At 70.4% G+C, this 12,770-nt stretch carries 13 protein-coding genes and 1 pseudogene; 8 read left to right on the plus strand and 6 right to left on the minus strand.

Features of this window, described 5'->3' with window-relative positions; all coding sequences use genetic code 11:
• The 3 genes from hsaC to hsaA are packed head-to-tail and all read right to left on the minus strand — an operon-like array spanning position 1 to position 2,953.
• Positions 1 to 900: an iron-dependent extradiol dioxygenase HsaC gene (hsaC, locus tag ABEB28_RS08840; protein WP_345727490.1), complete on the minus strand. Its 900-nt coding sequence runs from the start codon at positions 898 to 900 to the stop codon at positions 1 to 3.
• On the minus strand, positions 897 to 1,766 hold the full coding sequence (gene hsaD, locus ABEB28_RS08845; RefSeq protein WP_345727491.1) for a 4,5:9,10-diseco-3-hydroxy-5,9,17-trioxoandrosta-1(10),2-diene-4-oate hydrolase: 870 nt from the start codon (positions 1,764 to 1,766) through the stop codon (positions 897 to 899). The genes hsaC and hsaD overlap by 4 nt, the downstream gene beginning before the upstream one ends.
• Entirely contained in the window at positions 1,766 to 2,953 is a 1,188-nt protein-coding gene (gene hsaA, locus ABEB28_RS08850; protein ID WP_345727492.1) for a 3-hydroxy-9,10-secoandrosta-1,3,5(10)-triene-9,17-dione monooxygenase oxygenase subunit, read from the minus strand. Before hsaA ends, hsaD begins: the two co-directional genes overlap by 1 nt.
• Positions 2,954 to 3,153: 200 nt before the next feature.
• On the opposite strand from hsaA, the gene ABEB28_RS08855 reads away from it, so the two are divergent.
• The 6 genes from ABEB28_RS08855 to ABEB28_RS08880 all read left to right on the plus strand — a co-directional run bounded on the left by ABEB28_RS08855 (position 3,154) and on the right by ABEB28_RS08880 (position 7,417).
• Positions 3,154 to 4,305, plus strand: a complete 1,152-nt coding sequence (locus ABEB28_RS08855) for a 3-ketosteroid-9-alpha-monooxygenase, oxygenase component (RefSeq protein WP_345727493.1) — start codon at positions 3,154 to 3,156, stop codon at positions 4,303 to 4,305.
• Positions 4,302 to 4,544, plus strand: a complete 243-nt coding sequence (locus ABEB28_RS08860; protein ID WP_345727494.1) for a hypothetical protein — start codon at positions 4,302 to 4,304, stop codon at positions 4,542 to 4,544. The genes ABEB28_RS08855 and ABEB28_RS08860 overlap by 4 nt, the downstream gene beginning before the upstream one ends.
• 79 nt (positions 4,545 to 4,623) lie before the next feature.
• Positions 4,624 to 5,637, plus strand: a complete 1,014-nt coding sequence (locus ABEB28_RS08865; RefSeq protein WP_345727495.1) for a 2Fe-2S iron-sulfur cluster-binding protein — start codon at positions 4,624 to 4,626, stop codon at positions 5,635 to 5,637.
• Positions 5,637 to 6,116, plus strand: a complete 480-nt coding sequence (locus ABEB28_RS08870; RefSeq protein WP_345727496.1) for a nitroreductase family deazaflavin-dependent oxidoreductase — start codon at positions 5,637 to 5,639, stop codon at positions 6,114 to 6,116. The genes ABEB28_RS08865 and ABEB28_RS08870 overlap by 1 nt, the downstream gene beginning before the upstream one ends.
• 107 nt (positions 6,117 to 6,223) lie before the next feature.
• Entirely contained in the window at positions 6,224 to 6,739 is a 516-nt protein-coding gene (locus ABEB28_RS08875; protein ID WP_345727497.1) for a pyridoxamine 5'-phosphate oxidase family protein, read from the plus strand.
• A 60-nt stretch (positions 6,740 to 6,799) separates the two neighbouring features.
• Entirely contained in the window at positions 6,800 to 7,417 is a 618-nt protein-coding gene (locus ABEB28_RS08880) for a class I SAM-dependent methyltransferase (protein WP_345727498.1), read from the plus strand.
• Here ABEB28_RS08880 and dmpG read toward each other — a convergent pair.
• The 3 genes and pseudogenes from dmpG to ABEB28_RS08895 form a co-directional block, all read right to left on the minus strand.
• Positions 7,366 to 8,409 carry a 4-hydroxy-2-oxovalerate aldolase gene (gene dmpG, locus ABEB28_RS08885; RefSeq protein WP_345727499.1) on the minus strand — a complete coding sequence of 348 codons (1,044 nt, stop codon included), beginning with the start codon at positions 8,407 to 8,409 and terminating at the stop codon, positions 7,366 to 7,368. The two genes, ABEB28_RS08880 and dmpG, sit on opposite strands and share 52 nt — an antisense overlap.
• The gene (locus ABEB28_RS08890; RefSeq protein WP_345727500.1) at positions 8,406 to 9,296 is read right to left on the minus strand and encodes an acetaldehyde dehydrogenase (acetylating); all 891 of its coding nucleotides are present in this window, start codon (positions 9,294 to 9,296) and stop codon (positions 8,406 to 8,408) included. The genes dmpG and ABEB28_RS08890 overlap by 4 nt, the downstream gene beginning before the upstream one ends.
• A 65-nt stretch (positions 9,297 to 9,361) precedes the next feature.
• A pseudogene (locus ABEB28_RS08895) lies at positions 9,362 to 10,138 on the minus strand (2-keto-4-pentenoate hydratase); the annotation flags it as partial.
• Between the two features lie 113 nt (positions 10,139 to 10,251).
• On the opposite strand from ABEB28_RS08895, the gene kstD reads away from it, so the two are divergent.
• Together kstD and ABEB28_RS08905 are read left to right on the plus strand one after the other, a co-directional pair.
• Positions 10,252 to 11,922: a 3-oxosteroid 1-dehydrogenase gene (gene kstD, locus ABEB28_RS08900; protein WP_345727502.1), complete on the plus strand. Its 1,671-nt coding sequence runs from the start codon at positions 10,252 to 10,254 to the stop codon at positions 11,920 to 11,922.
• Positions 11,923 to 11,944: 22 nt separating this feature from the next.
• On the plus strand, positions 11,945 to 12,745 hold the full coding sequence (locus ABEB28_RS08905) for an SAM-dependent methyltransferase (protein WP_345727503.1): 801 nt from the start codon (positions 11,945 to 11,947) through the stop codon (positions 12,743 to 12,745).
• Positions 12,746 to 12,770: the final 25 nt, after the last annotated feature.

A 12,770-nucleotide genomic window follows, 5' to 3' on the forward strand; every position in this document is an offset into this window, starting at 1 on the left:
CTACTGCGCGCCCACGCTGAAGTCGTGTCCCCAGAGGCTCACCGCGGTGCTCTCCCGCGCGACCCAGTCCGCGTCGTCGACCTGCCGTCCGCCGGTGCCGAACTCGACGTCGAATCCGCCCGGCGTCTTCATGTAGAACGACAGCATCAGGTCGTTGACGTGCCGCCCCAGCGTCGCCGACATCGGCACCTTGTGGCGGAGCGCGCGGTCGAGCGCGAGCCCGACGTCGTCGGTGTCCTCGACCTCGACCATCAGGTGCACGATCCCCGACTCGGTAGGGAACGGCAGGAACGCCAGGCTGTGGTGGCGGGGGTTGCAGCCGAAGAACCGCAACCAGGCCGGCTCGCCGCCCGGCGGACGCCCGACCACCTCCGGCGGGAACCGCATCGAGTCGCGCAGCTTGAAGCCCAGCACGTCCCGGTAGAAGTGCAGCGCCTCGGCGTCGTCGCTGGTGGAGAGGACGACGTGCCCGAGCCCCTGCTCGCCGGTGACGAACCGGTGCCCGTACGGGCTGACCACCCGGCGGTGCTGCAGCGCCACACCGCTGAAGACCTCTTGGGTGTTCCCGGACGGGTCCTCGAACAGCACCAGGCCGGTCACCTTGCGGGCGGCCTTCTGCTCGGGTGTGCCCTCCTTCCACGGCACGCCGGCCGCGTCCAGCCGGGCCGTGACCTCCCGCAGCGCCTCCTCGTTCGGCGCCTCCCAGCCGGTCGCCGAGAGCCGGTCGGCCTCACCGGCGATGATCACCACGCGGGCGGGGAAGTCGTCCATCCGCAGGTGCAGTTCGCCGGGTGGGGCGTCCTTGCCCTCGATCATGCCGAGCACCTTCAGCCCGAACGTCCGCCAGGCGTCGAGGTCGGTGCACTCGATCCGCAGGTACCCGAGCGATTTGATGCTCATCGGTGACCCCCTAGGAAGTCCTCGGTCAGCCGGTTGAACTCGTCGAACTTCTCGACCTGCGCCCAGTGCCCACACCGGCTGAACACGTGCAGCTGGACGTCGGGCAGTTGCTTGAGCGCGACCAGCGCGCCGTCGAGCGGGTTGACCCGGTCCTCGCGGCCCCAGATCATCAACGTCGGCTGCGTGACCCGGTGGGCCTCCCGCCAGAGCTGCCCTTCCTCCGCGTGCTGGAAGAACGACATGCCCATCGCCACCATGGCCTGCAGCGAATCGGGCGCACTCGCGGCCGCGAAGCGCTCCGCGACCAACTCGTCGGTGATCAGCTTCTGGTCGTACACGAGCGTGCGCAGGAACGCCTTCAGCTTCTCCGGAGTCGGCCCCGGTGGCGCGCCGAACCGCCCCAGCCGCTGCACGCCCTCGGTCGGATCCGGTGCGAACACGTTCAGACCGAGGCCGCCGGGCGCCATCAGTACGAGCCGCCGCGCCCGATTCGGGTAGTTCAATGCGAATCGAGTCGACACGCCGCCGCCGAGCGAATTACCGACGAGGTCAACGGTGTCGATCCCCAGTTCGTCGAGCAGCTCCGCGAGAACGCCGGCGGCGTAGGTGAAGTACTGCGGGTGCTCGGACCGCTTGCCGGAGCGTCCAAAGCCTGGCATGTCCATGGCGAGGACCCGTGCGGACCGGGACAGGACCGCGAGGTTCGCGCCGAAGTTGCTCCAGGCGTTCGCGCCGGGACCCCCGCCGTGCAGAAGCACGACGGGCGGCCTGTCGGCCGACTGCTCGCCTGCGTCGTGGTAGTGCACTTCCAACCCGGATGCGACGGTCAGCGTGTGGCTCGTGCTCTCGAGGGTGGGCGCGCTCATCAGAACATCCCGTCGGTGACCGGGAGTCCGAGCTCGGACCGGCCGTACATCACCAGTGCCCGCTCGACGTCGTTCGCGGCGTGCACGCGTGCGGCGTGGGCGTCGCGCCAGAACCGGGCGATCACCGAGGGCGCGTTGATCGCCTTGCCGCCCGCGCTCTCGTAGAGCCGGTCGGTCGCGTCGATCGCTCGCGCGCTGCCGAGCACCTGGTCGCGTCGAGCGCGGAGCCGCAGGTCGACCGGGATGCGTGTGCCCTCGGCCGCGAGCGCGTACTCCTCGTTGACGTCGCGCTCCAACTGCAGCCACGCAGCGTCGATCTCGCCCGCCGCGCGCGCGACCCGGACCTGGGCGAACGGGTCGTCCTTGGCCTTCTCGCCCAGGTAGGACGCCCGGACGCGGGCCTTGGTGTGGCCGGCGTAGGCCTCGTAGGCGCCGTCGGCCATGCCGATCAGCGGCGCGGTGATCGCGAACGGGTGGATGGTGCCGTACGGCATCCGGAACAGCGGGCCGTCGTTGAGTTCCTGGCCCGGGCAGACGCACTTGGCGGTGTTCTGGAACGAGAGCGTGCGGTGCTCCGGCACGAACACGTCGTCGACCAGGATGTCGTTGCTGCCGGTTCCGCGCAGACCGACGGTGTCCCAGACGTCGTCGATCGTGTAGTCGGTGCGGGGCAGTAGGAACGTCCGGAAGTCGGTCGGCCGGCCGTCCGGGCCGATCACCAGGCCGCCGAGCAGCACCCAGGTCGAGTGATCGGAGCCGGACGAGAAGCTCCACTTGCCGCTGAACCGGAAGCCGCCGTCGACCGCAGTGGCCTTGCCCTGCGGCGCGTACGACGACGAGATACGGGTGTCGAGGTCCTCGGCCCAGACCTCGCGCTGCGCCTCCTCGGCGAACAGCCCGACGTGCCACGGGTGGACCCCGAGCACGGACGTCACCCAGCCGGTGGATCCGCACGCGCTCGCGATCAGCCGGACCGCCCGGTAGAACACGGTGGGGTGCGCCTCGTGCCCGCCGTAGCGGCGCGGCTGCAACAGCCGCAGGACGCCGGTCTCCTGCAGTGCCTGGATCGAGGCGGCCGGTATCCGGCGCTCCGCCTCCGCCTCGGGCGCCCGATCACGGAGCACCGGCAACAGGTCGCGGACCTGATCCAGCACCTTTTCGCCGACGCTCTCGAGGCTTTGCTCCATTGCTGCGCTCTCCGTCCCTGAAGTTGGCGCGTACGCCGTGCGCGTCGGCCGCGGCGGTCTGCTGGCCTTCGAAGTGCGGCCTACCCTAGAACACGTTCTTTTTTGTGTCGAGGAGCCCCATGTCAGAGCCGGGTGGCGCTCCCATGCCCTCAAACTATAACCTGTTCTACGTCAGGGCCCGACAGATCGGGAGGTTCAGCATGACGCTGACGAGCTCCGACGGTGACCACGGATCGGTTCGCACGATCGACTGGGGTAAGCCACAGACCCGCTACGCGCGCGGCTGGCACTGCCTCGGGTTGGCGGAGCAGTTCCGCGACGGCGCGCCGCACGCGGTGCACGCGTTCGGCACCAAGCTCGTGGTGTTCGCCGACTCCGCAGGCACCCTGCACGTGCTCGACGGGTACTGCCGCCACATGGGCGGTGATCTGACGCAAGGCACGATCAAGGGCGACGCGGTCGCCTGCCCATTCCACGACTGGAGGTGGTCGGGGAACGGGAAGTGCGCGGCGATTCCGTACGCAAGGCGGGTGCCGCCGCGGGCGCGGACGAAGTCGTGGCTGACGCTCGAGCGCAACGATCAGCTCTTCGTCTACAACGATCCCGAGGGCAATCCCCCGCCTCCCGGCGTCGACATCCCGGAGATCGCGAATCGCGACCAGTACAGCGCCTGGGTGTGGGACAGCCTCCTGGTCGAGGGCTCCAACTGCCGCGAGATCATCGACAACGTGGTCGACATGGCCCACTTCTTCTACATCCACCACGCGTTCCCGGTGTACTTCAAGAACGTGTTCGAGGGCCACGTCGCGAGCCAGTACCTGCACTCGCGGTCCCGGCCGGACGTCGGGCTGGCCCAGAACGCCAGCCCGGAGGACATGCTCCGCTCGGAGGCGTCCTACTACGGGCCGTCGTACATGATCGACTACCTGTGGAACGACATGGCCAACGGTTTCACGTTGGAGACCGTGCTGATCAACTGCCACTACCCGGTCTCGCCGACGTCGTTCCTGCTGCAGTGGGGCCTCATGGTGAAGAACATTCCGGGGGTCGACGAGGTCACGTCGAACAAGATCGCGAAGAAACTCTCGAAGAGCTACGGCGTCGGTTTCCTGCAGGACGTCGAGATCTGGCGGAACAAGGCACCGATCGAGAACCCGCTGCTCTGCGAGGAGGACGGGCCGGTCTACCAGCTGCGTCGCTGGTACGACCAGTTCTACGTGGACGCCGCCGACGTGAGCGGCGACATGGTGGCCCGGTTCGAGTTCGAGGTGGACACCACGCGCGCCGTGGAGAGCTGGGAACAAGAGGTGGCGGACAACCTGGCGCGGGCCGCAAAGGTGGCGGACTCGTGACCCGTTCTCTCATGCGGGACGGTCACCGGGAGGAGCAGCTGCACGGCGACTTCCACCCGGTGACCTGCGGCTCGTGCGCCACGACCGTGCTGGTGCGCCGGGCGAGCGCCCAGCAGACGTCGATCCAGTGGCCGGCCGACGCGGCGTGCCCCGAGTTGCTCGACCGGGGCGCCGCCGGGACGCCGGTCCGGGCGTGCGGACGCCTGGCCGCAGCGATCCGGGCCGCGGAGGCTCAGTGACGTCGTACCCCGGCGCCCTCCTCCGCTCCGCTCCTCGGTCGCCAGGACTCCCTGCGATGCTCACTCCAGAGGACGCCTCATGACCGCGTACCAGCTGCGGGTGGCCGAGGTGGTCGCCGAGACCGACGACGCGCGGTCGTTCGTCCTCGACGTGCCACCGGACCTCGCCGAGGTGTTCGCGCACAAGCCCGGCCAGTTCCTCACCGTGCGGGTGCCGGTGGACCCGGCGGCGGTGGCCAGGTGCTACTCGCTCTGCAACGCGCCGGGGGACCCGCTGACGATCACGGTGAAGCGCACGGCCGACGGGTTCGGCTCGGTCTGGCTGTGCTCGCACGTCACGGCGGGCGACGTCCTGGAGGTGCTGCCGCCCGCGGGCCGCTTCACGCCACGATCGCTGGACGGTTCGTTCCTGCTGGTCGCCGCCGGCAGCGGGATCACTCCGGTGCTGGGGATCGTGCGAACGGTGCTGGCGTCCGGCAACGGGCACGCCACCCTGGTCTACGCCAACCGTGACGAGCGTTCGGTGATCTTCGCCGACGCGCTCCGGAAACTCGTCGCGAAGTACCCGGATCGGCTCACCGTGGTGCACTGGCTGGAGAGCGTCAGCGGGTTGCCGACGCCGTCCGCGCTCGGCGCGATCTTGGCACCCTGGGCGTCCGGCGCCGAGGTGTTCCTGTGCGGGCCGACCGAGTTCATGGCCGCTGCGGACGTCGCGCTACGCGACCTGGACGTGGCGCGCGTCCACGTGGAGCGGTTCCAGTCGCTCGCCGAAGATCCGTTCGTCACGGGGAAGGTTCCCGACGCGACGGCGGCGACCGAGGGCGAACCGCTGTCGGTGGAGATCGACGGGGCGACGCACGCGCTGGCGTGGCCGGACGGGCGACGGATGCTCGACGTTCTCGTCGACCACGGGCTCGCCGCCCCGTCGTCCTGCCGCGAGGGGCGCTGCGGTGCGTGCACCTGCCGGCTGGTCAGCGGCGAGGTCGAGATGGTGAACAACGAGGTGCTCGACGAGCAGGACCTCGCCGAGGGGTTCGTGCTGGCGTGCCAGTCGCTCCCCCGCGGCGGCCCGTACACGGTCAGCTACGACTGATGGCCGCCCCGCCCCGGCCGTCCCAGCTGGACTCGCCGCTGCTCCCGAAGATCTTCAAGTACCTGGCGAAGACCCAGGTATGGCTCTACCGGCGCACCCGCGGGCGGATCGGCGGGAAGTGGCGGGTGGGGGCCGGGTTCCGCAAGCCGGTGCCGGTTCTCCTGCTCGATCATCGGGGCCGGAAGTCCGGACGGCCGTTCACGACCCCGGTCCTCTACGCGGTGGACGGGGACGACCTGCTGGTGGTCGCGTCGCAGGGTGGGCTGGAGGCGCACCCGCAGTGGTACCTGAACCTGTGCGCGTCGCCCGAGACGTCCGTGCAGATCCGGGGCTCGCGGCGGTCGGTGCGCGCCCGGGTCGCCGAGGGAGCGGAGCGGGCGCGGCGGTGGCAGGTGGCGGTCGAGGCGTACGCCGACTTCGACACGTACCAATCCTGGGCGTCCCGCGAGATCCCACTGATCGTCCTCGAATCCCGCTGAGCGCGCCGAAACCCCGACACAGGGTGTCAGGGTTTGGAGGAAACCTGGCTTCGCCGGTCGATGTCATCGACGAGAGTGACCGGCCCAACCGCCAGCGAAGGACCTCGATGCGCGAAACACCAGCAGATCTCCGGGCGATCCAGGACCTCCTGGACGCCTCCCTCGCCCGCTCCACCTCGCACCTGCGCTCGATCGTCACCGAGCGCACCATCACCGCCGAGCAGCTCACCCGGGTACTCACCGGCATGTGCACCCTCGCGCTGTCCACGGTGACGGCGAAGGGTGAGCCGCGGATCAGTGGCGTGGACGGACACTTCCTCCGCGGCAAGTGGTACTTCGGTACGGCGCGCACCGCCGCGAAGGCCCGTCACCTCGCCGCCCGTCCGGCCGCCAGCGTCGCGCACCTGCGCGGTGAGGACCTGGGCGTGTTCACCCACGGCACGGTCGAGATCCTCAACCCCGCGGACGGTGAGCCCGCCGCGGACTGGCCGGACCTGTTGGCCTACTTCAAGGACTTCTACGGCAGCACCGCCTTCGACTGGGACAACGAGGTGGTCTACTACCGGCTGCAGCCGCACTGGATGGTCGTGTACGCCGCCGACGTCGACAAGCTCATCGGCTAGTTGTCCGCGGGAGCATAATCCCGACAGCGCGCCGGCCTGGTTCTGAGGCATCGTGGACGTATGCCAGCGTTCGCGCGAGATCCCGGGACGGCGGCCTACTACGAGCAGCGCGCCGCGGAGTACGACGAGTGGTACGCGAGCCTCGGCCGGTTCGCCGCCCGGCCGAGGCCGGGGTGGGCCGCCGAGGTCGACGAACTCTGCCGGTTCGTGCACGCGTTGCCGCCCGCCCGCACGCTCGACGTCGCCTGTGGCAGCGGGTTCCTCACCCAGCATCTGCGTGGGTACGTGGTGGCCGTCGACCAGAGTCCGGCGATGGTGGCGCTGGCCCAGCGGCGGTTGCCGGACGGCGTCGCCCTGCGCGGTGACGCCCTGGACCTGCCGTTCGCCGACGACAGCTTCGACCGGGTGTTCACCGGCCACTTCTACGGGCACCTGCCGCCCGCGGAGCGTGCCGCATTCCTCGCCGAGGCCCGGCGGGTCGCCCGGGAGCTCGTCGTCGTGGACACCGCACTCCGCCCCGGGGGCACCCCTGAGCAGCAGCAGGAACGGATCCTCAACGACGGCTCCCGGCACCACGTGTTCAAGCGGTTCCTCACCGCCGACCAGCTCGCCGCCGAGATCGGCGGTCAGCCGGTCTTGACCGGGGACTGGTTCGTCGCGGCGGCCGCTTCCCGCTGAAGTTCCAGCGCGATGTCGATCAGCTGGTCCTCCTGACCACCCACCAGCTTCCGCGCCCCGGCGCGCACCAGGATCTCCGCCCCCGAGACGTTGTACCGCTCGGCCTGCCGGAACGCGTGCTTCAGGAAGCTGGAGTACACCCCGGCGTACCCCATGATCAGCGCCATCCGGTCGAGCTTGCACTCCTCCGGCATCGTCGGCAGCACCACGTCCTCGGCGGCGTCGACGATCGCGAAGAAGTCGATCCCGGTCTCGATGCCGAGCTTGTCGCAGACGCCGACGAACGCCTCGACCGGCGTGTTGCCCGCGCCGGCGCCGAACCGCCGCGTCGAGCCGTCGATCTGTTTCGCACCGGCGCGGACGGCCAGCACCGAGTTGGCGACGCCCAACCCCAGGTTCTCGTGGCCGTGGAAGCCCACCTGGGCGTCGTCGCCCAGCTCGGCGACGAGCGCGGACACCCGGTCGCCGACCTGGTCCATCACCAGCGCTCCGGCGGAGTCGACGACGTAGACGCACTGGCAGCCGGCGTCGGCCATGATCCGGGCCTGCTTCGCCAGCGCCTCGGGCGGCTGGGAGTGGGACATCATCAGGAACCCGACGGTCTCCAGGCCGAGGTCGCGAGCGAGCCCGAAGTGCTGGATCGAGACGTCGGCCTCGGTGCAGTGCGTGGCGACCCGGCAGATCGACGCCCCGTTCTCAGCCGACGCACGGATGTCGTCCTTCACCCCGACGCCGGGCAGCATCAGGAACGCGATCTTCGCGCGCTGTGCGGTGGCCACCGCGGTCCGGATCAGCTCCTGCTCGGGCGTGTGGCTGAATCCGTACGTGAACGAGGAGCCACCCAGCCCGTCGCCGTGCGTCACCTCGATCACCGGGACGCCTGCCGCATCGAGTGCCCCGACGACCGCGCGGACCTCGTCGACCGTGAACTGGTGCCGCTTCGCGTGCGAGCCGTCCCGCAGCGACGTGTCGGTGATGCGAATGTCGGTCACAACGACACCTCCTGAGTAGCCGTCGCCAGCTCGGCGCCGACCCGCGCCGCGGCCGCGGTCATGATGTCGAGGTTGCCCGCGTAGGGCGGCAGGAAGTCACCTGCGCCCTCCACCTCGATGAAGATGCTCACCCGTGCCTGCCCATCCGCCTCGTCGAACTGGACGTCGTTGAGCAGGCGGTATCCGGGCACGTACGTCGCCACATCGGCGACCATCTGGTTCACCGAGGCGGCGATCGCGTCCGTATCGGCGTCGAGGTCCACTGCGCAGAAGATCGTGTCGCGCATGATCATCGGCGGATCGGCCGGGTTGAGCACGATGATCGCCTTGCCCCTTCGTGCTCCCCCGATCACTTCGAGGCCACGGCTGGTCGCCCGGGTGAACTCGTCGATGTTCGCCCGGGTACCCGGCCCGGCGGATTTCGACGCCACCGTGGCGACGATCTCCGCGTAGTGGACCGGCGTCGCCCGGGACACCGCGGCCACCATCGGAATCGTCGCCTGGCCACCGCAGGTGATCAGATTGACATTCGTGGCGCCCAGCTCGTCGCCGAGGTTCACCGGCGGGACGACGGCCGGGCCGATCGCCGCCGGAGTGAGGTCGATGGCGGTGATACCCGCCTCGGCGTAGCGCGGCGCGTTCGCCCGGTGCACGTACGCCGACGTCGCCTCGAACACCAGATCCGGCCGCTCGTCCTGCGCCAATAGCCAGTCGATGCCCTGGGCGCTCACCTCCAGCCCGGCCTCGGACGCGAGCCGGAGCCCTTCGCTGGCCGGGTCGATCCCGATCATCCACCGCGGCTCGATGTGCTCCGAGCGCAACAGCTTGTACATCAGGTCGGTGCCGATGTTGCCGGATCCGACGATCGCTGCTCGTGCGGTACTCACACACCACCTCGCTGGGTAGGAATCTGTCCGACGTTGCGCAGCTGCGACTCGTCCGCAGCAGGCTGGAAGGCGAGCTGGACCGCTCCGAGCACGCCGAACTCGGCGCGGAACACGTCGCCGGGGCGAGCGTCGACCGCCCGTGTGCAGGAGCCGGGCAGCACGACGTGCCCGGCCTCCAGTCGGACGCCGAACCGCGCGACGGTGCGGGCCAGCCAGGCGACCGCGACCAACGGGTTACCCAGCACCGCCGACGACGCCCCGACGCCGACCTCTTCGTCGTTGCGGAACATCCGCACCGGCAGCGCGGTGAGGTCGACGCTCCGCGGGTCGAGCCGGGTCGACCCCAGCACGAAACCGGCGGACGAGGCGTTGTCGGCGATCGTGTCGGGCAGCGCGATCTTCCAGTCGACGATCCGGCTGTCGATCAGCTCCAGCGCCGGCGCGATCGCCTCGGTGGCCGCCAGGGCCTGTTCCTCCGTGCAGTCCTCGGGAAGGTCGTCGCCGAGGATGAACCCGACCTCCGGCTCTACCCGAGGCAGGAGATAGCGCCCGGTGTCCACCGGGACGTCCTCGGTGTGCGCCATGTCGGCGAGCAGGTGCCCGTAGTCCGGTTCGTCCACGCCCATCATCTGCTGCATGGCCTTGGACGAGAGCCCCACCTTGTGTCCGACGACCCGGCCGCCGCCGGACAGCCGCCGCTCGATGTTCCGCAGCTGGATCCGGTACGCGTCGCCCACGTCGATGCCGGGGTACGTGGTGATCAACGGGGGTATCGGCGTCCGATCCCGTTCGGCGGCGCGGAGCGCGTCGGCCGCCGCCGCGAGCGTGGAGAGGTCGAGCACCGGTGCACCTCCGAGCTAGAACGCGTTCTAACGAAGCCTCCTCACACCATAGCGGTGCGGCCGGTTGTGTCTATAACGTGTTACAGATCTGGCCATGACCGCGAGGAGCGTCGATGTCCGCTGCCCAGAAGTTCGACCTGGTCGTCGTCGGTGCCGGGGGCGCCGGTATGACCGCGGCACTCACCGCCGCCGCGTCGGGCCTGCGCGCGATCGTGCTGGAGAAGACGTCGCGCTACGGCGGGTCGACCGCCCGGTCCGGTGGCGGCGTCTGGATACCGAACAACCACGTCCTGCAGCGGGACGGGGTCGTCGACGACCAGGAGGCGGCGCGTACCTACCTCGCCCACATCGTCGCGGCCGCGGCCCGCCCCGGTGACGAGGATCCCGCCGTGTTGCAGGACGCGTTCCTCCGCCACGGCCCGGACATGCTGCAGCTCCTCGAGAAGGAGACGCCGCTCCGCCTGGGGTGGGTGCGCGGCTATCCCGACTACTACCCCGAGGCACCAGGCGGCCGGCCGACCGGGCGCTCGATCGAACCGCGCCCGCTGCCGTCGTCGGTGCTCGGAGGGCTGCGGTCGACGCTCGAACCGCCGTACTTGGCGGCCAAGGCCGGGCTGGCGATCACCCAGGCCGAGTTCCGCTGGCTCAACCTGGTCGCCCGCCATCCGCGCGGCCTGACCACCGCCGCCCGCGTCGGTGGCCGGGCGTGGGTCAGCCGGCTCCGCCGCCGCGAACTGCTCACGATGGGCCAGGCGCTCGCCGCCGGGCTGCGAGCGGGCCTGGTCCGCCGGGACGTGCCGGTCTGGCTGTCGACGCCGCTGATCGAGCTCGTGGTGCGGGACGGCCGGGTGGTCGGGGTCGAGGTCGCGCTGCGCGGTACCGAACCGGAGCAGGTGCTGGCCGAGCGGGGTGTCGTGCTCACCGCTGGGGGTTTCGAGCGGGACGACACGCTGCGCAAGCGGTACCAGCGGGAGCCGATCGGCACCGAGTGGACGGTCGGCGCCGAAGCGAACACCGGCGACGGCATCCGTGCCGCGCAGGATCTCGGCGCCGCGGTCCGGCTGATGGACGACGCCTGGTGGGGGCCCTCGGTGCCGCTGCCGCGCGGGCCGTACTTCCTGCTCGCCGAGCGGTCGCTGCCGGGCTGCGTCCTGGTCGACGTCGACGGCGAGCGGTTCGTCAACGAGGCCGCGCCCTACGTCGACGCCGTGCACGCGATGTACGACGGCGAGACGCCGCGGGTGCCGACCTGGTTGGTGTTCGACCAGCGGTACCGCGACCGGTACCTGTTCACCGCCCGTGGGCCGCGCCAGCCGCTGCCGAGCTCATGGTACCGGGCCGGAGTCGCGGCGAAGTCGTCGACCCTCGCCGGGCTGGCGACCAAGATCGGGGTGCCCTCCTCGGCGCTCGAGGCGACCATCGCCCGGTTCAACGGCTTCGCCGAGAACGGCCGCGACCTCGACTTCGGCCGGGGAGAGTCGGCCTACGACCGGTACTACGGCGACCCGCGGGTGAAGCCGAACCCGTGCCTGGCGCCGCTGACGAAGCCGCCGTTCCACGCGGTGAAGATCGTGCCCGGCGACCTCGGCACGAAGGGCGGGCTGGTCACCGACGAGCGGTCCCGCGTGCTCCGCGCGGACGGCTCGGTGATCCCGGGCCTGTACGCGGCGGGCAACACCAGCGCACTGGTGATGGGGCGCACGTACGCGGGCCCCGGTGCGACGCTCGGCCCCGCGATGACCTCCGGCTACCTCGCGGCACTCGATGCCGCCGGTGCACTGTAGACATCGCCCGTATCCTGACGCCGTGAACGATGAAGTGGCTCCTCCGGGCATCGACACGTCGGTCGCGCACCCGGCCCGTCGGTACGACTACTGGCTCGGCGGCAAGGACAACTTCGCCGCCGACCGGGCCGCCGGTGACGCGATCGCCGCGGCGTACCCGAGCATCCGGACGCTCGCGATCGAGAACCGCCGCTTCCTCCGCCGGGCCGTCCGATTCCTGGCGGTGGAGTGCGGGATCCGACAGTTCCTCGACATCGGCACCGGCATTCCGAGCGCGAACAACACCCACGAGGTCGCGCAGTCGGTGGCGCCGGAGTCGCGCGTCGTCTACGTCGACAACGACCCGATCGTGCTGGTGCACGCCCGCGCGCTGCTGCGCGGGGGCGCCACGGACTACCTGGACGGGGACTTCCGGCAGCCCGAGGACATCCTGGAGCGGGCCGCGAAGAGCCTCGACTTCCGGCAGCCGGTCGGGCTGATGCTGGTCGCGCTGTTACACCTGGTCCGGGACGAGGACACCCCGTACGCCCACGTCGCGACGCTGGTCGACGCGTGCGCGCCCGGGAGCTGCCTGACGATCTCACACGGCACGGCCGACTTCGTCTCCGCCGAGACCAGAGCCAAGGTGGCGGCGGCGGACGCGAAGACCCCCAACCCGTCGCAGGTGCGGTCGAAGGACGAGATCGCGCGCTTCTTCACCGGCCTGGAGATCGTGGAGCCGGGCATCGTTCCGATCAGCGAGTGGCGGGCCGAGGGCGAGCCGGCGCCCCGCCCCACCCCCGAAGAGGTGTCCTGCTACGGCGCACTGGCCCACAAGCTGTGAACTACCGGATCACTGCAGCAATGGC

Source organism: Cryptosporangium minutisporangium (genome assembly GCF_039536245.1).
GTDB lineage: Bacteria > Actinomycetota > Actinomycetes > Mycobacteriales > Cryptosporangiaceae > Cryptosporangium > Cryptosporangium minutisporangium.

Bases quoted from the DNA above. Each gene is read 5' to 3' on its own strand.
- hsaA (WP_345727492.1), bottom strand. From the start codon at position 2,953: ATGGAGCAAAGCCTCGAGAGCGTCGGCGAAAAGGTGCTGGATCAGGTC.
- ABEB28_RS08865 (WP_345727495.1), top strand. From the start codon at position 4,624: ATGACCGCGTACCAGCTGCGGGTGGCCGAGGTGGTCGCCGAGACCGAC.
- hsaD (WP_345727491.1), bottom strand. From the start codon at position 1,766: ATGAGCGCGCCCACCCTCGAGAGCACGAGCCACACGCTGACCGTCGCA.
- ABEB28_RS08870 (WP_345727496.1), top strand. From the start codon at position 5,637: ATGGCCGCCCCGCCCCGGCCGTCCCAGCTGGACTCGCCGCTGCTCCCG.
- ABEB28_RS08855 (WP_345727493.1), top strand. From the start codon at position 3,154: ATGACGCTGACGAGCTCCGACGGTGACCACGGATCGGTTCGCACGATC.
- ABEB28_RS08880 (WP_345727498.1), top strand. From the start codon at position 6,800: ATGCCAGCGTTCGCGCGAGATCCCGGGACGGCGGCCTACTACGAGCAG.
- ABEB28_RS08875 (WP_345727497.1), top strand. From the start codon at position 6,224: ATGCGCGAAACACCAGCAGATCTCCGGGCGATCCAGGACCTCCTGGAC.
- kstD (WP_345727502.1), top strand. From the start codon at position 10,252: ATGTCCGCTGCCCAGAAGTTCGACCTGGTCGTCGTCGGTGCCGGGGGC.
- hsaC (WP_345727490.1), bottom strand. From the start codon at position 900: ATGAGCATCAAATCGCTCGGGTACCTGCGGATCGAGTGCACCGACCTC.